This is a genomic window from Peribacillus sp. B2I2, from assembly GCF_041261685.1.
Classification (GTDB): domain Bacteria; phylum Bacillota; class Bacilli; order Bacillales; family DSM-1321; genus Peribacillus.
The window spans coordinates 4,710,274-4,735,436 of the sequence record NZ_JBGCCB010000001.1 but is presented as its reverse complement, the minus strand read 5'-3'; the positions used below and the strand labels follow the sequence as shown (position 1 = coordinate 4,735,436).

Annotated in this window: 23 protein-coding genes and 1 pseudogene; 21 read left to right on the top strand and 3 right to left on the bottom strand. The window is 35.3% G+C overall.

Annotated elements, in window-relative coordinates:
- Positions 1-457 precede the first annotated feature (457 nt).
- A complete protein-coding gene (locus ABIE66_RS23555) occupies positions 458-1,690 on the bottom strand; it encodes an IS110 family RNA-guided transposase (protein WP_370016510.1) in 1,233 nt (410 codons plus the stop codon).
- A 379-nt stretch (positions 1,691-2,069) separates the two neighbouring features.
- Between ABIE66_RS23555 and ABIE66_RS23550 the strand changes: the two genes are divergently transcribed.
- The 8 genes from ABIE66_RS23550 (at position 2,070) to ABIE66_RS23515 (ending at position 9,628) form a co-directional block, all read left to right on the top strand.
- Positions 2,070-2,318, top strand: a complete 249-nt coding sequence (locus ABIE66_RS23550; RefSeq protein ID WP_187050130.1) for a hypothetical protein — start codon at positions 2,070-2,072, stop codon at positions 2,316-2,318.
- Positions 2,319-2,604: 286 nt separating this feature from the next.
- The gene (locus ABIE66_RS23545; protein ID WP_370017106.1) at positions 2,605-3,963 is read left to right on the top strand and encodes a 6-phospho-alpha-glucosidase; all 1,359 of its coding nucleotides are present in this window, start codon (positions 2,605-2,607) and stop codon (positions 3,961-3,963) included.
- A 172-nt stretch (positions 3,964-4,135) separates the two neighbouring features.
- On the top strand, positions 4,136-4,894 hold the full coding sequence (locus tag ABIE66_RS23540) for a MurR/RpiR family transcriptional regulator (protein ID WP_370016509.1): 759 nt from the start codon (positions 4,136-4,138) through the stop codon (positions 4,892-4,894).
- Between the two features lie 95 nt (positions 4,895-4,989).
- Positions 4,990-5,508, top strand: a complete 519-nt coding sequence (locus ABIE66_RS23535; protein ID WP_370016508.1) for a PTS sugar transporter subunit IIA — start codon at positions 4,990-4,992, stop codon at positions 5,506-5,508.
- A gap of 115 nt (positions 5,509-5,623) precedes the next feature.
- A complete protein-coding gene (locus ABIE66_RS23530; RefSeq protein WP_370016507.1) occupies positions 5,624-7,201 on the top strand; it encodes a PTS transporter subunit EIIC in 1,578 nt (525 codons plus the stop codon).
- 461 nt (positions 7,202-7,662) lie between these two features.
- Positions 7,663-7,845: a hypothetical protein gene (locus ABIE66_RS23525; RefSeq protein WP_057219286.1), complete on the top strand. Its 183-nt coding sequence runs from the start codon at positions 7,663-7,665 to the stop codon at positions 7,843-7,845.
- Positions 7,846-7,928: 83 nt separating this feature from the next.
- Positions 7,929-8,225 (top strand): DUF4181 domain-containing protein, encoded by a 297-nt coding sequence (locus ABIE66_RS23520; RefSeq protein ID WP_370017105.1) that lies wholly within the window; start codon positions 7,929-7,931, stop codon positions 8,223-8,225.
- Positions 8,226-8,477: 252 nt separating this feature from the next.
- Positions 8,478-9,628 (top strand): IS3 family transposase gene (locus tag ABIE66_RS23515; RefSeq protein WP_370016506.1). Its coding sequence is split into 2 segments (ribosomal slippage): positions 8,478-8,727 and positions 8,727-9,628, totalling 1,152 coding nucleotides; the frame shifts between segments, so codons are not numbered across the junction.
- A gap of 238 nt (positions 9,629-9,866) precedes the next feature.
- Here the strand turns inward: ABIE66_RS23515 and ABIE66_RS23510 are convergent.
- On the bottom strand, positions 9,867-10,283 hold the full coding sequence (locus ABIE66_RS23510) for a hypothetical protein (RefSeq protein ID WP_370016505.1): 417 nt from the start codon (positions 10,281-10,283) through the stop codon (positions 9,867-9,869).
- A 111-nt stretch (positions 10,284-10,394) separates the two neighbouring features.
- Here ABIE66_RS23510 and ABIE66_RS23505 point away from each other — a divergent pair.
- The 7 genes and pseudogenes from ABIE66_RS23505 to ABIE66_RS23475 all read left to right on the top strand — a co-directional run.
- Positions 10,395-10,666, top strand: a pseudogene (locus tag ABIE66_RS23505) (aldo/keto reductase); the annotation flags it as partial.
- Positions 10,667-10,971: 305 nt separating this feature from the next.
- Complete coding sequence (locus ABIE66_RS23500) at positions 10,972-11,439, top strand: hypothetical protein (protein WP_370016504.1); 468 nt, start codon at positions 10,972-10,974, stop codon at positions 11,437-11,439.
- A gap of 488 nt (positions 11,440-11,927) precedes the next feature.
- Positions 11,928-12,236, top strand: a complete 309-nt coding sequence (locus ABIE66_RS23495) for a hypothetical protein (protein WP_370016503.1) — start codon at positions 11,928-11,930, stop codon at positions 12,234-12,236.
- 411 nt (positions 12,237-12,647) lie between these two features.
- A complete protein-coding gene (locus ABIE66_RS23490; protein WP_370016502.1) occupies positions 12,648-13,145 on the top strand; it encodes a hypothetical protein in 498 nt (165 codons plus the stop codon).
- 758 nt (positions 13,146-13,903) lie between these two features.
- Positions 13,904-15,166: a group II intron reverse transcriptase/maturase gene (ltrA, locus tag ABIE66_RS23485; RefSeq protein WP_289323195.1), complete on the top strand. Its 1,263-nt coding sequence runs from the start codon at positions 13,904-13,906 to the stop codon at positions 15,164-15,166.
- Between the two features lie 194 nt (positions 15,167-15,360).
- Positions 15,361-15,747: a MerR family transcriptional regulator gene (locus tag ABIE66_RS23480; protein ID WP_370016501.1), complete on the top strand. Its 387-nt coding sequence runs from the start codon at positions 15,361-15,363 to the stop codon at positions 15,745-15,747.
- A gap of 25 nt (positions 15,748-15,772) precedes the next feature.
- Positions 15,773-16,945: an MFS transporter gene (locus ABIE66_RS23475; RefSeq protein ID WP_370016500.1), complete on the top strand. Its 1,173-nt coding sequence runs from the start codon at positions 15,773-15,775 to the stop codon at positions 16,943-16,945.
- Between the two features lie 426 nt (positions 16,946-17,371).
- Here ABIE66_RS23475 and ABIE66_RS23470 read toward each other — a convergent pair whose 3' ends face one another.
- Positions 17,372-17,881 (bottom strand): GNAT family N-acetyltransferase, encoded by a 510-nt coding sequence (locus ABIE66_RS23470; protein ID WP_370016499.1) that lies wholly within the window; start codon positions 17,879-17,881, stop codon positions 17,372-17,374.
- A 398-nt stretch (positions 17,882-18,279) separates the two neighbouring features.
- On the opposite strand from ABIE66_RS23470, the gene ABIE66_RS23465 reads away from it, so the two are divergent.
- From ABIE66_RS23465 to ABIE66_RS23440, 6 genes are all read left to right on the top strand, one after another.
- The gene (locus ABIE66_RS23465; protein WP_370016498.1) at positions 18,280-18,795 is read left to right on the top strand and encodes a serine hydrolase domain-containing protein; all 516 of its coding nucleotides are present in this window, start codon (positions 18,280-18,282) and stop codon (positions 18,793-18,795) included.
- A complete protein-coding gene (locus tag ABIE66_RS23460) occupies positions 18,792-19,307 on the top strand; it encodes a serine hydrolase (RefSeq protein ID WP_370017104.1) in 516 nt (171 codons plus the stop codon). The genes ABIE66_RS23465 and ABIE66_RS23460 overlap by 4 nt, the downstream gene beginning before the upstream one ends.
- Positions 19,308-19,562: 255 nt before the next feature.
- Positions 19,563-19,937, top strand: a complete 375-nt coding sequence (locus ABIE66_RS23455) for a hypothetical protein (protein ID WP_370016497.1) — start codon at positions 19,563-19,565, stop codon at positions 19,935-19,937.
- 147 nt (positions 19,938-20,084) lie between these two features.
- Positions 20,085-20,690, top strand: a complete 606-nt coding sequence (locus tag ABIE66_RS23450; RefSeq protein WP_289326578.1) for a hypothetical protein — start codon at positions 20,085-20,087, stop codon at positions 20,688-20,690.
- 656 nt (positions 20,691-21,346) lie between these two features.
- Positions 21,347-22,330, top strand: coding sequence for a glycosyltransferase (locus tag ABIE66_RS23445; RefSeq protein WP_370016496.1), 984 nt, complete (start codon positions 21,347-21,349; stop codon positions 22,328-22,330).
- A gap of 553 nt (positions 22,331-22,883) precedes the next feature.
- Complete coding sequence (locus ABIE66_RS23440; RefSeq protein ID WP_370016495.1) at positions 22,884-24,158, top strand: IS110 family RNA-guided transposase; 1,275 nt, start codon at positions 22,884-22,886, stop codon at positions 24,156-24,158.
- Positions 24,159-25,163 lie beyond the last annotated feature (1,005 nt).

The window sequence follows — 25,163 nt, the reverse complement described above, 5'->3', positions numbered from 1 at the left end:
TTTATTAGCAAGCTTAGTTGAAAGGATAAGGAAGTGATTTATTTGATGGCTTTAAGGATTATTATTAACATTTTAGTAACAGCTTTATTGCTTTACATAACCATTATTTTCTTGCCTGATTCATTGAACATAAATGAAACGGTTTCAAAATGGATTTTTATTATAATGATATTTACTCTATTAACGATATCTAAAGAAAAAGGGTGGATTAAGCTTATTTCAATGTTTCTTGGTTTGGCAGTATTTATGTTATTCATTATTTTATTTGTACCATAAATAAGAGCTCTCTTTTGCCATTTTCTTCTTCAATTAACGGGTGCTTGAGTTTAACAATTTGGTTGCTACGTAACACTCTTTTGTATGAAAACACAATAGTAAAAAAGCCATGCTAAAATAAACCCTCCATATTCTCATTTTTTTTGATGGGGGTAAATGTACTATGTCGTTATTTAACTGGTTATGCAGTTTGTTGTTCAGATGGAGCGATTGTATAGCCTTTCTTTTTTAGGTATTCGATCATTTTTAATTCTTTGTTGTTTTGTTTTTCTTCAAGGTAATTTGAGCCTAGTTCTTGATAAGGTTCTCCTGTTTTTAAGATGTTGTAAGCAATCGTTACTAGTAAATGGGCAGAAGCGATTCGTCCCTTCATTTTTCCCTGTCGTTTGGTAATCCTTTTTCGATGTGAAGCAATTCGATTATTTTGCCTTGAAGTCGCTAATACACACTCTACGGCCATCGTTTTCAAAGCTTTGTTACCTTGTGTGGTTTTACTCGTTTTTTTTTTACCAGCACTTTCGTAATTTCCGGGACTTACACCAGCCCAAGAGGCAAGATGTTTAGCCGACTTAAATACGGACATATCAATGCCCATCTCTGCAATAAAAGTGGCTGCGGCAGCTTTGTTCACACCAGGTATACCATCCAATAATTCAACTTCCTTATGATATGGGGACAGGAGTTGATCAATTTGTTTTTCCAATTCTTCTATGGCTTTTTCTAAATAACCCATATGCTCCCAATGGTAACGCAACATATCACGATGATGACGGCGAATACGGCCATTAATTGCATGGGCAATGTCAGTAATACTTGCTTTTGTTCGCCAATCCACCATTTTTCGAAGACCATCGGTCTCTATTTTTTCACCGTTTAGAATGGCTTCAAGGATACGGCGTCCCGATACACCGAAAATGTCTGATAGAACGGATGTTAGCTTGATATTAGCATCTTGAAGAATTTTGTGAATGCGATTCTGCTCTGATGTGCGATGATGAATCAATTTTTTTCGATAACGAGTAAGATCTCGTAAATCACGAATATCCTCTGGTGGGACAAAATTGCTTTCAATAAGTCCGCATCTTAGAAGCTTGGCAAGCCATTCGGCATCTTTTACATCAGTTTTACGGCCTGGAACATTTTTGACATGCCTGGCATTGGCCAGAACAAGGTGAAAAGATCCTTCGAGTATATTCCATATTGGTTTCCAGTAGACTCCGGTACTTTCCATCACAACATCGGATACCTGAAGGGTAGTTAACCAATCACTTAAAGCCAAGAGTCCTGTTGTTGTAGTCGAAAACGTTTCAATAGAGATTTTTGGCTTTTTATCTAATGGACCAAATAATACACAGGCTACTACTGTTTCTTGGTGTACATCTAGGCCAGCACACCGTTCAATCATTGCTTCCATAGGAGAATCACCTCAAAAAAAGATTAACAATACATATGACAGGAAATTTGTTACAAAAAATTTTGTATACGTACTAGCAGTACACTAAATGGTTCTTCCATACTGTCACAACCAGTTTCTTATACAGGGTATCTTCCTTAAGATCCACCAAAAAAAGCTCAGCCTGGTTGTATTGTTATCATCCATTATCGTCAAGGGGTTAATGGGTTAGACTCTATTTTTGAGTGTAGATTTTCGTAGTAGATGGTGGCGGCGAGGAGCGCCGCCATAGGAGTTTCTTATGCAACTATCGGGGCAGTTTAGTTCATTAATAACTCATTTATGAATTGATTAATGATAAAATAATGGAATAATTTCCTTGATTAAATGGGGTGAAGAAATGTATTGGAAATTAAGAATTCCTCTTTTTTTGTTTGTTATGGGTGTTACATCTGGTCTTTATCAAAAGTTTCCTAACCTTTTTCTTGTAAATACATCTTATTTTATAAGAAGTGTTGTATATATTGGCCTAATTGGAATCATCTTTACTATTTTAGAAAATTCAAAAGTGAATGAAAAAAAAGTCCATATCATTATTGGGATGGTGTTAATTTTTTCAGGAATTTTATTTGATAATCTAATGGTGTAAAGACCATCCTTAATCAATTAACGGGTGCGTTAGCTGAACATCGGAGCTGCCTTTAAGGCAGCCTTTTTTTATGCAACTATCAGGGCAGGATAGTTCAAAGGAAACCGTCAGGTATGCTTTTCTCTTTTTTCAAATGATCGGCCTTTTAAAAGTGATGTGAAAATTCTCAGAAGATGAGAAAAAGAACAGAAACTGGGAACGAGCCCTTAATCCCTGTACTTTATTGTTTCTGTTTTTTCAATATGCTATAAATTGTGTTGTAGATGAGTTCAATAATCGAGGAGGAATACAAATGAAGAAATTTTCAATTGTTATTGCAGGTGGGGGAAGTACTTTTACACCAGGGATTGTATTAATGTTATTAGATAACCTAGAAAAGCTACCAATTCGCAAATTAAAGTTTTACGATAACGATAAACAACGTCAAGATCTGGTAGCCGGAGCTTGTGAAGTGATTGTAAGAGAAAAAGCTCCAGATATTGAATTTGTTGCTACTACAGATCCGGAAGAAGCCTTCACAGATGTTGATTTTGTAATGGCACATATTCGAGTCGGGAAATATGCAATGCGTGAGTTAGATGAAAAAATACCACTAAAATATGGAGTTGTCGGCCAGGAAACATGTGGACCAGGCGGAATAGCTTACGGAATGCGTTCCATTAGTGGAGTGCTCGAACTTATTGATTACATGGAGAAATTTTCACCGAACGCTTGGATGCTGAACTATTCAAATCCGGCAGCCATTGTAGCGGAAGCAACACGCCGACTACGTCCTAACTCTAGGGTATTGAACATTTGTGATATGCCAATCGGAATTGAAGATTTGATGTCTAAGATAGTGGGTCTATCATCCCGCAAAGACATGGTCGCTCGTTATTATGGGCTTAATCATTTTGGCTGGTGGACAGATATTCGCGATAAAGACGGAAACGATTTGATGCCAAAGCTGAAAGAACATGTTAGTAAATATGGGTATGTACCTAACGCAGGAAATAATGATCAACACGCAGACGCAAGTTGGAATGATACCTTTTTAAAAGCCCGTGATGTATTTGCGCTTGACCAGAATACGTTGCCGAATACCTACTTGCAATATTATTTCTATCCTGATTATGCTGTTGAACACTCAAATCCGAATTATACTCGAGCGAATCAGGTAATCGATGGTCGTGAGAAATTTGTGTTTGGCCAGTGTGAAAAAATTATTGAGCAGCAATCAACTGAAGGAAATAAGCTTCATATTGACGATCATGCTTCTTATATCGTTGACCTTACTCGAGCAATTGCGTATAACACTCACGAAAGAATGTTGTTAATTGTTGAGAACAATGGTGCAATTGAAAACTTTGATTCAACTGCTATGGTAGAAATCCCTTGTATCGTTGGAAGTAATGGACCTGAACCACTGTCGATAGGAAAAATCCCACAATTCCAAAAAGGATTAATGGAACAACAGGTATCTGTAGAAAAATTAGTTGTAGAAGCATGGGAGCAAAAGTCTTATCAAAAATTGTGGCAAGCTTTAACTTTATCTAAACCAGTTCCAAGCGCTAAAGTAGCTAAAGAAATTTTAGATGAATTAGTTGAAGCAAACAAAGAATATTGGCCAGTGCTCCGTAAAGAAGAGGCTCTTACTACTGTTTAATTTAAAAAACACTGAATAAACTTAATGTATTGAAAATTTAAGAAAATCAATGGAAACAAAAAGTACAAAACTATTAAATTAGTTGTACCTTTTGTTTCTTTCACACCTTCTCCTACCCATAATTTAGAAATTACTATGGTAAGATAAAAAGAAACAGGAGTAGGTATAAATAATGAAAATCGAAGAATTAATCAATAAACATTATAATCAACTTCATGAAAATGACTTCCATATTTTAAAATACACTCTTAACAATAAAAGCACGTGTTATCATCTCGGAATCAATCAATTAGCAAATAAATGTAATGTTTCCCGATCATCTATTCTTCGTTTAGCACAAAAACTGGGGTTTAGTGGGTACAGTGAGTTTCGTGTATATTTAAAATGGCAAGATGAAGAACATGTGCAGAGAGAAGTAACCAGTGTTGATAGTTTAAATGAAGATATACAAGAAACGATAAAATATACGAAAACAAAAGATTTTATTGAGATATGTGAGTTAATAGACCGATCTGAGCGAATATTTGTTTACGGAACAGGTAGCTTACAATTGAACTGTGCAGATGAATTACAAAGAATGTTTCTTAGTATGCAACGTCATTTATATGTAATAAGAGCTCTAGTAGAATTCGAAATATTACTCCAAGGTTTAACAAGTAAGGATCTTATAATTATGATCTCCTTTTCAGGTGATACGCCCGTAATATTTCCAATAGTACAATCGCTGCTTACAAAAGGAGTACCATTTATTTCTATAACAAACCTTAAAAATAATAGGTTAGCAACTATGACTCCTTACAATTTATATGCGAGCAGTTCAGAAATTCCAATGAATGATGGACTTTCAAGTGTCTCATCCTCTTCGTTCTTTTTTATTGGAGAGACGTTGTTCCGCCAATATGTGGATTATCGACATAATTTAGAATTATAAGCGTGAACATTATAAGACTGAATAACAAACTTTTCATTTCTCTGTTTTGTGGTGATGAATTTTCTGTTGTTGAAGATTTAAAGATACATTCTATTATGAAAGATGGGCTGATAATAATGCTGCAAAATTTATTTCAAAAAAAGGTAAAATTTCAAATCGAAGAAATATATTCTCCCCTTGCTGGAGAGGTTATATCATTAGCAGAAGTTCCTGATCCGGTTTTTGCACAAAAGATGTTAGGAGATGGTTTAGCAATCATACCTATGGAAGGAAATCTTGTTTCTCCAATTGATGGTGAGATAATTCAGATTTTCCCTACTAAACATGCGATAGGAATTAAATCGGAAAAAGGTTTAGAAATTCTTATTCATGTAGGATTAGAGACGGTAGAACTTAAAGGAGAGGGATTTGAAGTACTTGTCGAAGAAGGACAATTTGTAAAAAAAGGTGATGCCATATTAAACTTCGACATCGAATTTCTAGAAAATAAAAATAAAGAAATTGTTACTCCAATTATTATTACAAATACTCTGGAAAAACTAGAAGGAATGGAGCAAATCTCTACTGCAGAAGTGTTAAGACAAGAGCTAATTCTAAAGTGTAATATAAAATAAATCATTTTACAAAAAATAGTTAGAAAATTTAAATAATTATGAGCAAATAATTAGTGTTCAAATTTGCAACTAAAAATTAAAACGTTTACTTCATGCTATATTAGGGAGGGTTAAAATGAAAGATAAAGTTTTAAACAGTATGCAGATTTTTGCAAGAGCTATAGTTGCTCCAGTATTATTTTTACCTATTGCAGGTATAATTTTAGCTCTTACTTCAATTCTGAGTAATCCAGTTATTGTAGGAGAGGGAAGTTTCTTAATCAATTTAGGTAAATTCATTGCAAGTGGGCTTTGGCCTATGCTGATGAATTTGAGTATTATTTTCTGTGTAGGAATAGCGATGGGAATGGCTAAAGAAAAGAAAGCAGAAGCAGCACTTGTATCCTTATTTTCATTTTTAGTTTTTTTAGGGGCTAACAATCAGTGGCTTACTTTAACAGGTAAACTATTACCCTATAATGACTCTTCTGATTTATATGGTACTGGTCAAACCGTTTTATTAGGTTTTCAAATAGTAGATATGGGTGTTTTCCTAGGAATGATTCTTGGAGTAGTAGTTGCACTTGTTCATAACAAATTTTGTAATAAGGAGCTTCCGGGGGCAATTGGTGTATATGGAAATACTAAGCTGGTATTTATTGTTTTAGTGCCCATTTTACTCACATTAGCAGTAGCATTTAGTTATTTTTGGCCAATTGTTGCAACAGGTATTACAGCATTGACAAGCTTTATAAATGTATCAGGATCTATAGGTGTATTTTTATATGGATTTTTGAATAGATTCTTAATTCCAACGGGATTGCATCACTTGATTTGGTCACCATTCTCCTATTCTAATATAGGGGGGGAATTAACCATAAACGGAAAAATTTATTCAGGAGCTATAAATATATTCTTAGCTCAGCTAGCTGATCCATCTATAAAGGTGTTTGATCCATCAGCAAAATATTTACAATATGGTATGGTTAAAATGTTTGGTTTAGTGGGTGCTGGTTTAGCCTTTTATAAAACAGCTAAACCAGAAAATAAGACGAAATTAAAGGCAATTTTAATACCAGCGTTAGCAACATCAGTTTTGGCCGGTATTACAGAGCCAATAGAATTTACATTTTTATTTGTATCACCATTTTTATGGCTCGTTCATTCTGTTATGGATGGTCTATTTGAAGCTGTTACAGTATTATTAGGAGTTAGAACTTATGGAGCCGGTGGACTTATAGAGTTTTTATCTTTTAATCTACCAGCTGGAATGGCAAGAACGAAATGGCCTATATTTGTAATGGTGGGACTTGTTCAATTAGCGACATATTTTGTTGTATTTAAATTTTTAATTGAAAAATTAAAACTTAAAACTCCTGGTAGAGAAGATAATGAAGTTAAATTATTTACTAAAAAAGATTATAAAGAAAAAATCGCCACTGGTTTAGGAGAAGTAGCAGCAACAGCAGACAAAGATTCAGATTTGGCCGCCGTAATAGTTCAAGGACTTGGTGGAAAGGAAAATATTGAAACTGTTGACAATTGCTTTTCACGTTTGAGAGTAAAAGTTACAGATCCTAATATAGTTGATGAAATAACCTTAAAAGGCACAGGCGCAGCAGGAGTAATAAAAAATGGTGATAATATTCAAGTTGTATATGGACCAAAAGTAAATGGAGTTAGGAATTCTGTTGAGAAATATCTAGCTAGTTAAATTAATGATTATGTAAACGCTTACGATTGTTCGGTTGATTTAGTAGAAAGCACAATGAAAAAAGTGCACAATAAGGCTACTTCAATAAGGGAGTTGCTTCGGTAGCTCTTTTTCTTATGGAGCTAACGGGGCAGGATAGTTCTAGAAGCGTAACTTATTCGAACCTTGATTATTGACTATTTTTGTATCAACACCTAAAATTTAGTTAATGATATTAATTGGGCGGTGTGAATTTGTTAACTTCTATAAATATCCCAGGATTAATTCTAACTTCTCTTTTCGCAATATTAGTTTTGTTTTTACTAAGAAAACTAGTGCAATCTATTAGACGGTAAAACCGTCTTTTTTTTATGTCACATTATATTCGCCTCTACAATAAGTCTTATGGAACTAAAGGGGCAGGTTAGTTCAACAATTCATTTGCTTTTTTTTGTAATATCGATAAAGGGTGGTGAGGAATTATGAAAAAGAATTATACGGTTTTCTTTTTACTTTTGTTTATTGTAGCTATTTCTAGTGGTATGGCACTTAAAAATTATTTCGACTATTCTATGATTATTGGAGTTGGTTTAGCGACAGTATCTTTATTAGCTGCTGGGTTTTCGCTTGGAAAAAGGAACAAGGTAAATAATTCACATCATTAAATTGTTTATAATTGGTAGTCAGGGCAGGTGAGTTTTTGTTAAATTTCATCATTTTTATTACAGTTTTTTTAATCATTACAACAGTGTTTGAACGTTGGTTGAAGAAGAATTTGAAGATTGAAAAAAGTAAGGGGTATTTTTATAAAGGTGTCAATAAATTTCAGATATGGATTGAAAGGGCTATGCTAATAGCATTTCTTATTTCAATATGGTTTGTTGATAATCCTTTCTACATGCTAATAGGCTACTTGTTTATTTCATTAAGTTTTCGTGCTTTCATGGAATGGAAATATAAAAGAGAAAAAAAGGAATACATACTAACTTTATACTCTATTTTTATTTACCTTTTTGTGTTGGTCATAGGCTCTTATTTATTTTAATATTATCTAAATAAAAACAGCCCCCTATAAGGGACTTTTATTACTGTGTCCTTATAGAACTAACGGGTGCGTTAGTTCAGTAAAAGAAAAAAGGGGAGTACATATTATACATGGCTAATATGTACTCTCCTTTATTTATTTAGGTTTTTTATAATTAGGTCTAGATAACTTAAGCTCAGTTGGAGTTAGTATAGTTTCATGGACACATTTTAGTTAAGTCCTTACAATGATTTTTGAGAGGATGTGTCCGTCTTGGAACGTAAGAATACAGGTAAAAAATACAATAATGAATTCAAGAAGACTATTGTAGATCTTTATCACTCGGGTAATTCGGTCAAAGAATTAAGCGGCGAATATGGCGTATCAGAAGTTACCATTTATAAATGGGTTAAAGAATTTACTCCAATCGGTTTAGGGGAAGAGTCCATGACTCCAAAGGAATTAGCCGCCATTCAAAAGGAAAACCTTCGGTTAAAGCAAGAAGTTGAAATCTTAAAAAAGGCTATGGCCATATTCGCGAAAAAGTAACCGAAACAGATCTTACCGAGTTTATTGAGGAACACAAGAAACAATATCCCGTACAGAAGATGTGTGAAATACTAGAAATCCCAAGAAGCAGCCATTATCAGTCCCTTCAAATAGTCGTATCAAATCGCGAACAGGAAAACCAAGAACTCACGAAGGAAATTCATCTCATTTACCTGGAAAGCAAGGGACGATATGGGGCTCCAAAGATTCATGAAAGCTTATTAACCAAAGGGTTTTCCCTAAGTCTAAAGCGTGTTCAACGCTTAATGAGCAAGGCGAGAATTCGTTCTATTACTAAGAAAAAATACCGTCCCTATCCATCTAAAGAAAAGGTTATTCAATTGGATAATTTGTTAAAACGAGACTTCATTACTCAGACCATTAATGAGAAATGGGTAGCAGATATTACGTATATCCATACGTTAAAAGACGGATGGTGTTATTTAGCTTCGGTATTAGACCTTCATTCTAAGAAAATAGTAGGGTATTCATTTTCTCGTTCAATGACGACAGAACTGGTCATAAAAGCTTTCAATAACGCACACCTATCACAAAAGCCCTCGGAGGGCTTAGTTCTTCATACCGATCTTGGCTCACAATATACAAGCAGCGAGTTTACTCAACATATCCAAAACCATCATATTAAGCAATCCTTTAGTCAGAAAGGTTGCCCGTACGATAATGCCTGTATTGAATCCTTTCATGCCCTATTAAAGAAGGAAGAAGTCAACCACGTACAATATCTAGACTATCAAACAGCTAAATTAGCGATGTTCCAATTTATTGAAGGTTGGTATAACCGAAAAAGAATTCACAGCAGCTTGGGTTATCAAACCCCACAAGCCATTGAAGATCGAATTAGGAATACAGCTTAAGATTTAACTTTTTAGTGTCCAAAATATTGACTCAAATCCACAGTTATATATGAATCATCATCGAAAGGATGATTAGATTTGTGTAATAACATTGGTGATATAAACATTTCAAAACACCTCATAATAATTGTAACACTTCAATAAATGTAAATTTACTGGTGATTAAAGTTAATTTAAGAAATGTACAATACGAAGAAAAAGCGAAAAAAAGAGACAGCAATATGCTGTCTTTTTTTCATCACCTACAAATCCAAGTCCAACCAAATCCATGAACCCATACTCTCCTACAGCGTGGAACCCATTGCCCGTGTTCCCAATGTCCGCCACCATGACCACCACCGTGTCCGTCCCAATGACCGCCACCATGACCACCACCGTGTCCGTCCCAATGACCGCCACCATGACCACCACCGTGTCCGTCCCAATGACCGCCACCATGACCACCACCGTGTCCGTCCCAATGACCGCCACCATGACCACCACCGTGTCCGTCCCAATGACCGCCACCATGACCACCACCGTGTCCGTCCCAATGACCACCACCATGACCGCCGCCATGTCCATCCCATTGACCACCGCCCGGGCCCGGTATTCGTTCTCCGTCTATATAATAAGGCACATTATAAGGGTTAAAAGCGTAATTATAGTTATACATTCAAGAAATCCTCCCTTTGTGTTTACCCTTTCAGGTTATGTACAAAGAGGGGTTAGTGTCCTATATGGACAAAAAAATTGGGCTGCCTATTTATTGTTGTCTAAAAAAAGAGAAACCGTGGGAAGGGCGATTAAAAGAAGTAGTGTGCCACGTGAAGAGTTATTCATTACGACTAAGTTATTGATAACAGATACTAATTATGCAGGGGCAAAAAGAGGTTTTCAAAATTCATTGGACGTTTAGGACTAGATTATATTGATTTATATGTGATTCACCAACCATATAATGATTACTATGGTGCTTGGCGGGCTATGGAAGAATTATATCGAGAAGGTAAAGTTCGAGCAATTGGTGTTGATAATTTTCAACAAGAGCGTTTAGTCGTTTAAATTCTTTCCTAATTTCATTTTTGCATATGCAATGATTTTTTCGTATTTCCATGTATTCAAGTGGCATATCAGCAATAGAAATTTTTGAACTTTTTCATAAAGAACAAGTTTGTGAAGAAATGTACTTAAATTAACGGGTGCGTTAGCTGAAAATCGGAGCTGTCTTTAAGGCAGCTTTTTCTTTATGCAACTATCGGGGCAGGTTAGTTCATTAAGAATACATATTCATTTTGGGAATAATTGTTATAATAAAGTGAAATATTCGTTAGGAAGGTTGCTGTTCAAGGTGGAGTATAGTTATGAAATCTAAAAAGACAGTATTGATTATTGCTTTGGGTATAATATGTATAGCTATCTTTATAAAGCTATTAAAGAAAGATTTATGGGATGTAAACGAAGTGTTGTTAAAAGAAGAAGTGTTATCAATTGGACATTCCGTTGAAACAATAAATTTATTAGAAGTAACACCGTTTAACTGGGATGTAGTATATTCCTTTCCACCATATAGCCCGAAAGATCATATATATGAAACGGTAGGTTATAAATGGGATACTATTAGCGAAACTGTAAATGAAGGAATGAATCAAATTGTATTTTTAAAAGAGGGAAAAGTGGTCTGCTATTTATATGGTTATCCTGAGAATAATGGATATGGTATATCTTTTGAATCTGAGAATAATAAAGATGTTGGTTATATGCTTAATATTAAGGATGATTTAAATTTTCAAGTAGAAATAAGAGACAGTGTCATATATTTGAGAAACTAAGCAAGGATATGATTTCTTCAACTAACAGGTGCTTTACTTCATTACCAGGAGCTGATCAGCAGCTCCTTTTCTTATGCAACAAACGGGGCAGGTTAGTTGTATAAGAAAATGTTAAATTAGAGAGTAGAAGGTGATGAGGATAGTAAGTAATTACAGTTGATAATAGGGGATGTTTATATGAATTGGAACTGGAATGAAACCACTACTATAGATTTTCCATTCTCGTCCGAAAACTTAAAGAACTTGTTAAATACCGTATGTAGAAAAGAAAACAGATTTTCACAATTTGAGTTTATTAAGTGGTGTGATAACCTCACAATGGCTTATGTAACCTATTCACTAAGACCTTCAAATGCTTATGTATTATTCTTGAAAATTGCTTAATTTTCGACACTATTTTAAAACATGGCCTTTTATTTAGAAGGTTCCAATCGTTAGCGAATAGATTAATGCCATCAGCAGATAATATAAGCGAAGGAGTGAATCATATGCCACAAGATTATAATGATCCATTAAATAATGCCGAGAACCTTGATACACGTAGAGACCCAACTAATTATCCTACTGATAAGAATGAAGACAACGATACAGTTGACAGATCTGTAATGATTGATGGTGGCCCTGGATTTGATGGAGAAGAACGTTCTAGGCGTGGTGATAATATACCAACAATAGAGGAAGCTACAAACTTTAGAGAACGTTTCAATTCCGACCATGAGAGACTTATGGGCAGAATCATTCTTGGAGATACACTTATTAATCGAGAAAATACACATTTTGGACGGTTTGAAAGATAAAAAAAGAGACAGCCAATTTACTTGGCTGCCTTTTTCTTTTCTGTTAATTTCTTTTAATTTATTTTTGAGACCTTGCTGATAACACAAAATGCGAAAGTTTAGGAGTCAGCGAACCCAATAGTGATTTTGAAAAACCGTCATTCTATTAGGTTGTCTCCTATATATTGGGATAAAATTGAGCTGTATTCTTCAACTAACGGGTGCTTTACTTCATTATCAGGGGCTCCTTTTATTATGGACAAACTGGTCAGGTTAGTTGAATAAGGTCCAGATTAAGCCTTGAAATACATTAAAAAAACGTGCTAATATTGTTATATCAGTGTGTAGAGATATTGGTCTTTGTTATTGACCAAAAATATATGTCTCATGATACGTCTGCCATCTGAAATGTTTTTAATGGAGATGATCAATATGCACGAGGAAACAAGATTACCGCGAAACGGAAAAGAATTTGTATTATTTTTAGCGATCATATCAATACTTTCAGTCAACATTATCGCACCTCTTATTATGGGATTTAAATTTGGATTCAGTAAAGAAGTGTATTTTGAAACCTTACAAGTAATTCCGTTTGTATGGATTTGTGTCATTTTATTGGTAACACTTGTTGCAAATCCAATTGTTAATAAGCTCGTACAAAAGTTTACTGAACCTACGGACGGTTTTAATGCAAGAGTATTATTCACGATATTATTTAGCGTAACCATCCTGTCCATTTTGCTGACAGTTATCGGTTCTTGGATTGGCATGAGAGAAATTAGTTTGGAGCCGATTCAAACGTTCTTTTATGATTGGCCACGTAACTTTTTCATCGCATTTTGGGTTGAAGCTTTGATCGCACAGCCGATAGCAAGATTTGCAATGAAAAAATTACATGCAAGTCAGGCACGTAAAGCAGTAAATGCGTAATAATCAAACAAAATAAAAGCCTATATAGCCGATTGTTTTTTTAAAAGCAGTCGGCTTTTTCATGCAGAAAAATGTATGTGTTAGAACATATCATCAGTGCTTGCATTATACGAGCTAAAGAGGAAGGTAGTTATATTTTATAGTAAAAAAAATTACTAACGGGTGCGTTAGCTCAAGATCGGAGCTGTCTTTATGGCAGCTCTTTTTCGTGCGCCCGGCATGGGTGCAATCTATAGGGTGAAAGTCCCGAACCATGAAGGCAGTAGTAGTGGTTAGCTTAATGCAAGGGTGTCCACGGTGACGTGGAATCTGAAGGAAGCAAGCGGCAAACCTTCGGTCTGAGGAACACGAACTTCATATAAGGCTAGGTATCATTGGATGAGTTTGCGAAACAAAACAAAGTCCTTACTGCCGAAGGTGGTACAGAGTAAATGAAGCAGATAGATGGAGGGAAAGATTGCACTCTTACCCGGGGAGGTCTGATGACAGCCAAGTACACTTGGTAACCTGTCCAGTGATGGACAGCTGAATCATCAGAAGTCAGCAGAGGTCATAGTACTTGTCTACTCGAGAAGATAAGGAAGGACCGAACAGATTAAGGAGGATGAATACTAGGCGTTCGTTATCTGCGAAGAAGCAAACAATTCCTAACGGAACTTATTTGAAGGAAGATGTGGTGAATACACGGGGAACTTCAAAAGGGTGGAGCAGATAAAGGCACAAATAGACCATTTATCCACGTAGAAAGGATATCAACGATGTTAATGGAACAGATACTAGAGAGGGAAAACTTAATACAGGCATTGAAGCGTGTAGAAAGAAATAAGGGAAGCCATGGTGTAGATGGAATGCCGGTTCAAAACCTGAGACCGCACCTCGCAACCGAATGGTACAATATGAAAACTGCCCTTTTACAGGGTACCTATCAACCGAAGCCCGTCCGTCGTATCGAAATCCCGAAACCAAACGGCGGAGTTCGGCTATTGGGTATTCCAACCGTTCTAGACCGTTTCATTCAACAAGCCATTGCCCAAATATTAACCAGGATATATGACTCAACCTTTTCGGAGAATAGCTATGGTTTTCGCCCTAACAAACAAGGGCACCAGGCGGTTCGAAAGGCAAAGTCCTATATAACCGAAGGTTATACATGGGTAGTGGATATGGACTTGGAGAAGTTCTTCGATAAAGTGAATCATGACAAGCTCATGGGAATGTTAGAGCGGAAAATTGAAGATAAACGAGTTCTCAAACTGATTCGTAGATTCCTTCAAGCAGGCATTATGATAGGCGGACTTTTTCATAAAAGTGAGGAGGGAACTCCGCAAGGAGGTCCGTTAAGTCCTTTATTATCTAATATCATGTTAGACGATTTAGATAAAGAACTAGAGAAACGCAATCTTCGATTCGTAAGGTATGCGGATGACAGTACTATCTTTGTGAAGACACGAAAAGCCGCCAAACGTGCAATGGGAAATATCTCAAGCTTCATTGAAAATAAACTGAAGCTAAAGGTCAACTACGAGAAGTCGAAGTATGATCGCCCTTGGAACAGAACGTTTCTCGGTTTTAGTTTCACGAAGTCAAAGAAGAACCCGAAGGTTCTACTGGCTAAACAAACGGTGAAGAGAGTAAAGAAACGAATCAGGGAAATGACCTCGAGAAAATTACCGAAACCCATGAAACTCCGAATAAATAAGTTAAAGCAATACCTTAGAGGTTGGATGGGTTATTTCGCCCTCATTGATACTCCGAACGTTTTGAAGAATTTAGATTCATGGATTCGAAGAAGACTCAGGATGTGCCTATGGAAGCAATGGAAATTGCCAAGAACGAGAGTGAGGAAACTCAAAGGATTAGGCGCCCCATTTGGAAAAGCGTATGAATGGGGAAATAGCAGAAAGGGTTATTGGCGCATAGCGCATAGTCCTATTCTAGACAAAACCCTTAATAATGTTTATTGGCACCACCAAGGGTTAGTAAATCTATATGAACGATATACAAAACTACGTCAGACTTAAACTGAACCGCCGTATACCGAACGGTATGTACGGTGGTGTGAGAGGTCGGAGGCTAGGCGCCTCCTCCTACTCGATTTATGGAACTATCTGGGCAGGATAGATGAAGAAGAATGTAAAGCGAAAATTTTATAAATACCCTTGACCTGGAGTTAACTCCAGCTGTTATGCTTTCAAAAGTTAAGGAGGACATTGTTATGATAATTTCAGAAGTAAGCGAAAAATTTGGTATCTCACCTGATACCCTACGCTATTATGAACGAATAGGTCTGATTCCCCCTATAAACCGTAACAAAAGTGGGCTAAGGGAATACACAGAACAGGACTGTCATTGGATTCAAGTAATTTTGTTTATGCGTAACGCAGGTATGTCCATAGAGTTGTTGCTGAAGTATGTAAAAATGGTTCATCAAGGCGATGAGACTATGCAAACAAGAAAGGAACTGTTAATTGAACAACGAAACCAGTTGGTTGCAAGGATAGAGGAACTACAAAGAACCCTGGAGCTTTTGAACGGGAAAATTGAGAGTTATGAAAAGTCTGTAGTTCCGAATGAAAAAAAACTGAAAAAAACAAAAGAGTAAGTAATAAATAGAGGAGGTAAAACTTATGTCTAAACAAAATGGTTTACTAATAGTTATTTTGACCATAGGAGTTTTCGGTATCCTAACTACTGAGATGGGCGTAATTGGGATATTACCTTCAATTGCTGAGCACTTTGATATCAGTGTAGCCAAAGCAGGTCTGCTAGTGAGCCTCTTTGCACTTACTGTCGCCATATCAGCTCCTATTATGCCGATATTGTTTTCAGGAATAAATCGTAAGAAGATTATGCTACTCGTACTTGGTATTTTCGTTATAGGAAACATTGTCTCAATATTTGCATCAAACTTTACCGTTTTGCTAATTGCTCGTGTGATTCCAGCTGTTTTTCATCCAATTTTTTGTTCGTTGGCTTTGACAGTAGCTGCCACATCTGTCAGCAAGGAAGAAGCTCCAAAGGCTGTTTCTAAAGTGATTATGGGAGTAACCGCAGGTATGATACTTGGTGTACCAATCACTAATTACATTGCTAGTGAAACCTCCATAGAAATGGCGATGTTATTCTTTGCTGTCGTTAATGCAATTGCCTTCATGGCTACATTGTTATTCATCCCATCCTTACCTGTTAAAGAAAGGCTTTCTTACGGAACACAAATCAGTGTATTAAAAAAGCCAATTGTTTGGTTAGCTATTGCTACTGTCGTATTTATAGGTTCTGCAACTTCGAGTATCAATAGTTTCATTGCAGAATATCTTGGAACCGTTACAAATATATCGGGGGGAACCTTAACTTTAGCATTATTTTTATTAGGCATAGCAAGTCTTTTTGGAAATATTGCAGGAGGAAGGTTACTTACCAAAAATGCTATGAAAACTGCAACCCTTTTTCCAATCATATTAGGAATGGTTCTTCTATTATCATTCCTTACAGGGAAGTCCACTGGACCTATGTTAATGACTATCATGTTATGGGGGATATTATTTGCTATAGGAAATAATGTTGGTCAATATTGGATTACCTCTTCTGCTCCGGAAGCCCCTGATTTCGCTAATGGATTGTATCTCTCATGCGGTAACTTGGGGATAACGATTGGAACCGCAGTAGGTGGATTATTTATATCGGGAATGGGTGCACAATATGTTGTATTAGGGGGAATAGGATTCTTGATATTAACTCTAATATCTATTTTACTGAGAGGTTTTATATATAATCCTACAACAAAACAAATTGCTAACTAAGAAGTAAAGATAAGTTTGTGAACATTTGTACTTCAACTTACAGTGAGTTAGTTGAATAAAATTAATTTAGGTATATTCCTTAAATTGGAAATATATTTTTGATTACGGATAGTTTCATAACTTATAAGGTGTGATAAATAACAAGCCTGAAAGTGTCACTTTGACCGATAGATGCGCATTTTAAGTGTTATTTGGAACATCCGACTTAAAAAAACCCAGCTATCTTCACATTAGAAGATTAGCTGGGCTTCTTAATTATTTACATCCAATCATTTATAGCTCTATCTGATCTTAGAAAAAAAGCGACTTCTCTTTGTTCAACAATCGCGCCCGATCGCGGAATAAAAAACTCCTTCATATCAGGAATTTTAATCAACATTCAGTCAGTCATACCTAGAATACCATTCCTAAGGATTCAAAGGATAGTTAGATTTCATTCGCAAACAACCTAAGCACTTGAGACTCATTGGGAAACTTAACCATTCGTTCAAATTGCAACCCCAGCTTTTCAAGTAGTTTAGCAGAACTGTGATTGTTTGGAGAAGTTATAGCCACAATACGATTAAGACCTAAAACGTTCTTTCCATGCGCCATTACTGCAGAGGCTGACTCATAGGCATATCCTTTCGCCCAAAACCTGGGAAGAAAGGCAAATCCAATATCCACATCTTCCAAGGTGTCCCTTTTTATCAGACCGCAGATCCCAATAGGAATACCTTCCTCTTTCAATTCGGTCAAATACAGACCGAAGCCCAATCGATTATACATTTCAATGGGGCCTTTCAAAATATAATTTCTCGCATCTTCGAGGGTTCTCACACCTTTATCCCCGATAAACTGGATCCATGAAGGCTCATTCAAAAGCTCAAGTATAAACTCCGCATCATCAGGTGATATCCAACGAAGTATTAATCGATTTGTTTCAAGAACTTTCAAAGTAGTTACACCCCTTTATAATGTCTATAAATGATTCAATATAAGTCAGAGTCTGGTCTTCGATCACCACAGGTATAGCTACCAAACTCTCTTGTCGTATGAAGAAAACATGAATCTTCCTTTCATTCTGATGGGAAGTCTGGCCTTTTCTCCCTGGGAAACAGACACTGGTATTACCCCATCGCCCTCAAGCTGTTTTACGATGATGCGTCAGGACCCCTGTTAGTCATAATAACAATTATTTCAAATTCCAATGAAATGAACAAGGAGTTATTTCATTATAAAGCCCAATACACGAAAAAGACTCGTTACAAAATAAACAGGGCAGTTATTTAATAAGAAACAAGGATTTATTCTTTATTGTATCGAAAAGATTAATAAAGGAAAGTAGTGAAAAAATGATTATTAATAAAAAGATAAACACACAGTTTAATTCAGTTGTATCAAATGTTAGAAAGACATCTGAATTAGTTGACTGTTCAGGTGCATCTGTTTTTATAATTCACAACGATAATATTGTTACAGAGGAATATTGGGGTAAACATTCTAAGGCTCCTGATTCGAGGGGAATCCAAGAAGATACCCAATTTCATGTTGCATCAGTTAGAAAAAGTTACATAGGCTTTGCAGTTGCCTATGCGGTTTATGAAGGATACATAGACTCAATAGATGATTTAATAGTTAAATATCTTCCAGCAAATAGTATGCCAATATTTAATGGGACAACAATAAGACACCTACTAACACATACACATGGTTTAAAGAGTATTAATGGAGAGATACATTGGGAATTTACACCTGGAATTAATTGGTCATATAGGGGTGTCGGAATTGATATGTTGACGCAAATCGTTAAAAGTACAACTGGTAAATCGGTTGCTGAAATAGTGCTGATAACGTATTTAAACCTCTGAATTTTACGGAGACTGGCTGGTATGGAGAAGTAAATGAAAAACTTGTTTCTGTAATACGGATGCCTAATGACCAAAATTGGACTACAAGTAAGAGTACAGACGGCAATAAGATGAATATGTATGTATCATCAAGAGAGTTGGCTAAATGGGGGTACTTTCATCTTAAAAAGGGAAATGTAAATGGAAAACAAATCGTATCAAATGAAATTATAGATATCGCTACAACCGTTCAAAGCCCAAATTCATTAGATGTGGAACTTCCCCAAAACGGATATTTATGGTTCGTAAAAGATTTACCTGCAAGAAAATCAGAAATTGGTGAACTTATATCTAAAGGATCCTTTCAAATTTTAGGCTATACAGGAGTAACTCTTTTGGTTATACCTCAACATAATCTTGTGGCAGTGCGTGCGTTTAATAGTTTTGGTTCTCCTAATGGATTTGATTACTTAGCTGATGTCCGAGAATTTGGTAATACTATCATGACCTGCTTAATATCGGCATCCCATTAATGGATAGCCTCGAATTAATACGTCTTGAAGCTATCAAAAATTTTTTTAGATAGAGTCATATCTTCATGTGTTCTTTAATTGAAAGTGACTTTTCACTTCATTACCAGGAGCTGATCAGCAGCTCCTTTTCTTATGCGACAAATAGGGTAGGCTTGCTTTATGAAAAATATTCCAAAATCTGTTTAATTCCAAATTAATAATGTTAAAATTATCCTATGATTCGGCTGAATAAATGTAAAGAAGGGAGTAGTATATTTGTTAAAATCGAAAGCATTTAGAATGTTAGTACTAATATTCATCCTATTCTCCATCTTTATAATTCTAAAAAAAGATGTGATATTTCAGGAAGGAAACCCTATTCCGTTTGCTGTGGCTATATCTAAAATAATTATTCAGGATAAAGAAATTACTGAAGTAAAAGGTACAGAGGAAGTGGGAGGGATTTACGGATATTTAGTAAAACGCGGGGAAATGAAGCCTTTCATTAAAATGATGGAAAAGGAAGGCTGGGAATTTGAAGAAAGAAACGAGATATCAAATGCTTTAGTGTTTAATAAGGGCGATGTTACCACAAGTGTTGGTTATCAATATTATACAAGATACTACACAATAATTTATTATTCTCCTTGAACTATCGGGTGCTTTACTTCATTAATGAGGTTGCTGCGGCAGCCTTTTTTGTTACCGGACTAAAGGGGCAGGATAGTTCAACAAATGATTGGGGTAAGAAAGTTAATTTAAATTCAGTAAAATCAATATAAGTCTGGGGGGAATCTTTTGAAAAAAAACTATCTCATTTTTAGCTTAATATCAATTTTATCCTTGATAATAATTTCTGGATGCTCTAATTCTAAAGACAGCATAGCTACTATTTCAGTTAATTCCGAATCTGAACATACGAATACTTTTAAAAAATTAAATTTAGGGGAACTGTATGATTTTGATTTCAAATTAAATAATGCAGATAAAACTTGGGTAAATGTTTGGATAGAAAGTTACAAAGATGGAAAGCAAGAACCTCAACCGATGGCTGAACTATCTTATGGGTTAAGCCCTAACAAAGAGGAGGAAGGAAACTTAGGATTTGGAATAATATATACTAATGATACTCGTTTATGTTTTCTTTATTCACCAAATACAACCACAACACCACAAAAAATAGACAAAATACATTCTAATGGTGTGTTTAGTGGATGGGACTATGCCATAGGGGAAGAAAAAGTAGATTTAAAATTAGGAGAAACGTATTTATTAGGTGCATACAGAGAATCCAATGGAAACTCCATAAGGACATACGATTTACAAGACGAAAATGAAGTGAAGAAAATGTTAAATGATGATAAAGTTGTATTTTTACTTAAAATTAAAATAGAAGAAAAATAAATGAATAATTTTTGATTACATAAACTTGATTTGATTGAATTCACTTAAATAACTTTGCCTTAGCTGAAGAGCGGATCTGTCAACCATAGGGACAGTTTAGTTACCATGAAAATAAGTTTCTTTAAAAATGGAAAAATGACAATACTTAAGAAGACCCTGCTCAATCGTTTTAAAAAAAGAGGAGAGCGTTAATTAATTAGTCTATGGATTAGGGTTGACTGGATTAAGGTCAGTATCAGTATTGACACTTCCTAACCATTTTCATTCTTTGTGGTGAATCGCCGATTTTTGCGATTCATGGATGGCTAACGGGTGCTTAATTCGAGGTTGCTGCGGCAGCCTTTTTCTTATGGCACTAAAGGGGAAGTCAGGTTAAGCGTAACGTGTGTAAATGAGGTTTTATTTATTATTCTTAATAATAAATGAACTCCCTCATTATTCATGAAGCTTTGCTACATCAGTAACCACATTATTACAAAGAAGATTCAACACATCAATTTCTAGCGAATTAAATATGATTAATATTCCTCGTAACAATTATTGATTGTTAAATTTATGTAAATTACCTAATAACTAGATTAATAATGGTATAATTAACCAAAAAATGACGATAAATATTTCTGATGCAGTTTATAGTCTTTTAAGGAGAAGTGGTTATGCGTAAGGTTACAGTTGGGATACCTTGTTACAATGAAAGTAAAAACATTTTAAAATGCCTAGATAGTATTACATCTCAATCAGATATATTTCAGGGTATCGAAGTACTGATAGTAGATGACGGGTCAACGGATGATACAGTAAAAATTATTGAGAATTATAAAAAACAGTACAATATAAATGGCAATATGAAGATATTAACTCAAAAAAATACTGGCGGCCCATCAACTGCTAGAAATAGAATTATCGATGAAGCCGAAGGGGAATATATCTTCTTTGTTGATGGAGACGATTATCTTGCTGAAAATTCCATTTCAAATATGTATACATTAGGTAAAGAAAATGATTCAGATGTTATTATCGGAAAATATGAGGGCGTCAATCGTAGAGTTCCTGTATATGTATTTAAAAGTACGCAAATAAACACGAATTTTTTTGATTCACTAGTAAAAGACACGATGTCAGTATTGAAAATGTTTAAAACTGAATATCTCCGTTCTTTGAATATTCGTTTTAGAAAAGATATTAGATTGGCAGAAGATCACCCCATTGCTATGAGTGCTTATTTACACACTAAAAAAATTAGTATATATGCAGATTCTCCTTGTTATTATTGGGTGAGACATATTAATTCTGAGAATAAAACTCATTTAACTGGCGGCGTCATCGCAGTAGATGAATTTTATAAGTATTTATTTGAAACATTTGAAGTAATAAAAAATGCCCGAATCACTGAAAAAGAAAGAACAGAAGCTTATAGAATATATTGGGACAGATTACTTACACTTGATATAGTTAATGAGTTTAAGCGTAATAGAACTGAAATGGAAAGAAATCATTCATTTGCGATTCTACTACGTTTGTTTAATAAGTATGAAGGACCCTTAATAACACCGTTATTAACAGGTTATAAACGTTATACTGCAATGTTACTTTGCAATGAGGATTATCTTTTATTTACTGAGTATTTGAAAATAAAATAATGTTAGTTAATTTTTATTGAGGCCATTATTAGTAAATAGAAATACACTTGAGTATTTTAAAGCTAGCAAATTCTAATTCCAATTGCTAGCTTTCTGATACAAAGTATAACAAACTAATCGACGTCATTCTCGTACCTACACAGGCAACCAAAAAAAGGTTCCCTGCTTTTTTTTATTTATTAATCATCATTACGAACTATATGCATTCACTTTTCCTTCTCCGAAATAACTATCTCTACCACGCTTACCGATATCAGAACTTCCTCTGTCAAATATTTAAGCACCTCATTAACAGAATGCTTATCACCCGTTCATTAAGAAAAGCGATTCTTTTTAAAGAATCGCGCTCGATTGCTGAATCACTGAAGCTTCTATTAGCTGGTTTAGTTTATTAATAGGGGGTGCTGCGGCGACCATTTTCTTACGGAACTAACGGGGCAGGTTAGCATTCCTGTAGATCGTTAAATATCAGGTTTGAAAAAAATAGAGCCCCTCAGTAAGATACGAGTATAGAGTCCAATCTAACTCAGAATCTTAAGGAGGAAGCCCTACTATGAATTTTAAAATGCAAGACAAACAAAATCAACTAATAGAAAGAATTTCCGATACACACCTTATTGTTGGTGTGGATATCGCTCAACAACTACACGTTGCAAGAGCAGTTAACTTCCGTGGAATTGTAGTTGGAGACCCTCTTACATTTGAAAATAATGAAGAGGGGTTCCTTAAACTATTAAAATGGATTCATGATTTAAAAAGATTAAAAAACTTAGATGCTGCAATAGTAGGTATGGAGCCTACAGGCCATTACTGGATTAACCTTTCAAAATGGTTATATAACCAAAACATTGAGGTTGTAACAGTCAATCCCCACTTAGTAAAAAGGAATAAAGAGAATCGTGATAATACCCAATCTAAGAGTGATAAAAAAGATGCGCTCGTTATCGCGGATATGGTCAAAAACGGCTACTATTCCTTTATTCGCCAATCATCAGAATCTTTTGAGAAGCTTAGAGTTCTAATGTCTAATCGTGATGTGATTGTTAAACGTCTCGTGATGTCTATTAATCAAGTAAATCGATGGGTGGATGTGGTCTTTCCTGAACTCAGACAAGTGTTTAAAGATGTAACGTGCAAAGGGGCGATCGCAACCCTTCGTTTATTTCCTACACCGGATGAAATATCTTCACTAGAAACACTAGATGTCATGAGGGGTTGGAAGTCTTTAATGAAACGACAACCAGGACCCAAGAAGGCTCAATTACTAATCAATCTAGCAAAATCCTCTATTGGGACCGGACAAGCTCTTGATGCTTATAAATTCCATTTAGAACAATTATTAGAGGAATATGACCTCGCTGTCAAACAACTCGAAAGAGTTGAACAACAAGTTAAAGAAGTTCTCTACAAAATCCCATTTGCAAAAAAACTACTTATGATTAAAGGAATAAGTGAAATTTCATTAGCCGGGATACTGGGTGAATCAGGAGATCTAAGTGGTTTCTCTCACGGAAACTCTCTATTACGGCATGCGGGATTACATCTAGCTGAAGCAAGTTCAGGCAAATGGAAAGGTCAGATTGTCATTTCAAAGCGTGGAAGGTCAAGACTACGACGATTCCTCTACTTAGCAACTATGAGCCTTGTGATGAATAACCCTGAGTTTAAGGCCGTCCATTCCCATAATGTGAAGGTAAAGAAGATAAAGAAAATGAAATCAATCATGAAACTCATAGGTAAACTAGCAAGGATTTTTGTAGGAATAGCACGACGAAACGAGTCTTATTGTCCAAATAAAGTCCAAGTATTGATCCCATTAGCAGCATAGAAATAAAACATTAGTTATATAGAATGTATCATTCAAAATAGTTAACTTTAATTTTGAATGTTGTCTTATTCGTAGGATTTCAAATATGTACGAGTACCAGGTTTCTTAAACAAAAGGGCACTGTGACCCATCAGGTTAGCATAACTGGCCTCCACCCCTTGGATAGGCATGACGATGGAATGAGAGGGCAATTGACCCGTTGAGACATGGGAGGGAAAGCCTCCAGGGGCGGCGTGGAGATGTACATTATATGGTAAAATGTGGAGTGGTAGCTGACTCCTTTATTTAACTATGCCTTCACGAAGCCTAACTTATCTGAACTCAATTCATTTACCCGTAAGTCTAATTACAGGGGGTATGAAATCCTGCGAATAAGTGAGCATTCGAGAGATATTCGCATCAAACTGAGGGAGTTCAAGAAGGTATTATTTTAGTGTATATTTATTCCAATGAAGAATGAGTACAAAATCAATCCGTATTATTTAATAATTACTGCTAGGTGTAAAAAATGGGAGTGACTCTATATTAAAAATAATCCAATGTTACTTCTTTTTTCTTTTTTATTTATTGTCATTTTTGGATTTTGGTTAAGAAAAAGGATTCTTTCATTCGATTTTAAAAATAAAAGTAAATTGTTCTTCTTATTGGATAACTTTGAGTTAATTGGTGGAGTTCTTATTGGTGTAGGATTACTATTTATCGTGATTTTTCTCTAAGATTTATTTCACAAACGGGTGCATTAGCTTAAGATCGGAGCTGTCTTTAAGGCGGCTTTTTCTGCTATGCAACTAAAGGGGCAGGTTAGTATAATAACTGTTTAATTTGGAATTAAGTAGTACTAATTCAAAAACGGAACAGAAAGAAAAGTTTAATTATAGAAACAACACTGAAAATGTAAGAAATAGTATAGAACTAAAAAAAGTATTTTAAAATTTGTTGCTAAATTTGAGGTTTTGAAATGGAAAATTTATTTCACTACATTTATTCTTGTGTTGGTATTTTAGT

Bases quoted from the DNA above. Each gene is read 5' to 3' on its own strand.
- ABIE66_RS23555 (WP_370016510.1), bottom strand. From the start codon at position 1,690: ATGGAAGCAATGATTGAACGGTGTGCTGGCCTAGATGTACACCAAGAA.
- ABIE66_RS23550 (WP_187050130.1), top strand. From the start codon at position 2,070: ATGTATTGGAAATTAAGAATTCCTCTTTTTTTGTTTGTTATGGGTGTT.
- ABIE66_RS23540 (WP_370016509.1), top strand. From the start codon at position 4,136: ATGAAAATCGAAGAATTAATCAATAAACATTATAATCAACTTCATGAA.
- ABIE66_RS23535 (WP_370016508.1), top strand. From the start codon at position 4,990: ATGAAAGATGGGCTGATAATAATGCTGCAAAATTTATTTCAAAAAAAG.
- ABIE66_RS23530 (WP_370016507.1), top strand. From the start codon at position 5,624: ATGAAAGATAAAGTTTTAAACAGTATGCAGATTTTTGCAAGAGCTATA.
- ABIE66_RS23525 (WP_057219286.1), top strand. From the start codon at position 7,663: ATGAAAAAGAATTATACGGTTTTCTTTTTACTTTTGTTTATTGTAGCT.
- ABIE66_RS23510 (WP_370016505.1), bottom strand. From the start codon at position 10,283: ATGTATAACTATAATTACGCTTTTAACCCTTATAATGTGCCTTATTAT.
- ABIE66_RS23500 (WP_370016504.1), top strand. From the start codon at position 10,972: ATGAAATCTAAAAAGACAGTATTGATTATTGCTTTGGGTATAATATGT.
- ABIE66_RS23495 (WP_370016503.1), top strand. From the start codon at position 11,928: ATGCCACAAGATTATAATGATCCATTAAATAATGCCGAGAACCTTGAT.
- ABIE66_RS23490 (WP_370016502.1), top strand. From the start codon at position 12,648: ATGCACGAGGAAACAAGATTACCGCGAAACGGAAAAGAATTTGTATTA.
- ltrA (WP_289323195.1), top strand. From the start codon at position 13,904: ATGTTAATGGAACAGATACTAGAGAGGGAAAACTTAATACAGGCATTG.
- ABIE66_RS23480 (WP_370016501.1), top strand. From the start codon at position 15,361: ATGATAATTTCAGAAGTAAGCGAAAAATTTGGTATCTCACCTGATACC.
- ABIE66_RS23475 (WP_370016500.1), top strand. From the start codon at position 15,773: ATGTCTAAACAAAATGGTTTACTAATAGTTATTTTGACCATAGGAGTT.
- ABIE66_RS23465 (WP_370016498.1), top strand. From the start codon at position 18,280: ATGATTATTAATAAAAAGATAAACACACAGTTTAATTCAGTTGTATCA.
- ABIE66_RS23445 (WP_370016496.1), top strand. From the start codon at position 21,347: ATGCGTAAGGTTACAGTTGGGATACCTTGTTACAATGAAAGTAAAAAC.
- ABIE66_RS23440 (WP_370016495.1), top strand. From the start codon at position 22,884: ATGAATTTTAAAATGCAAGACAAACAAAATCAACTAATAGAAAGAATT.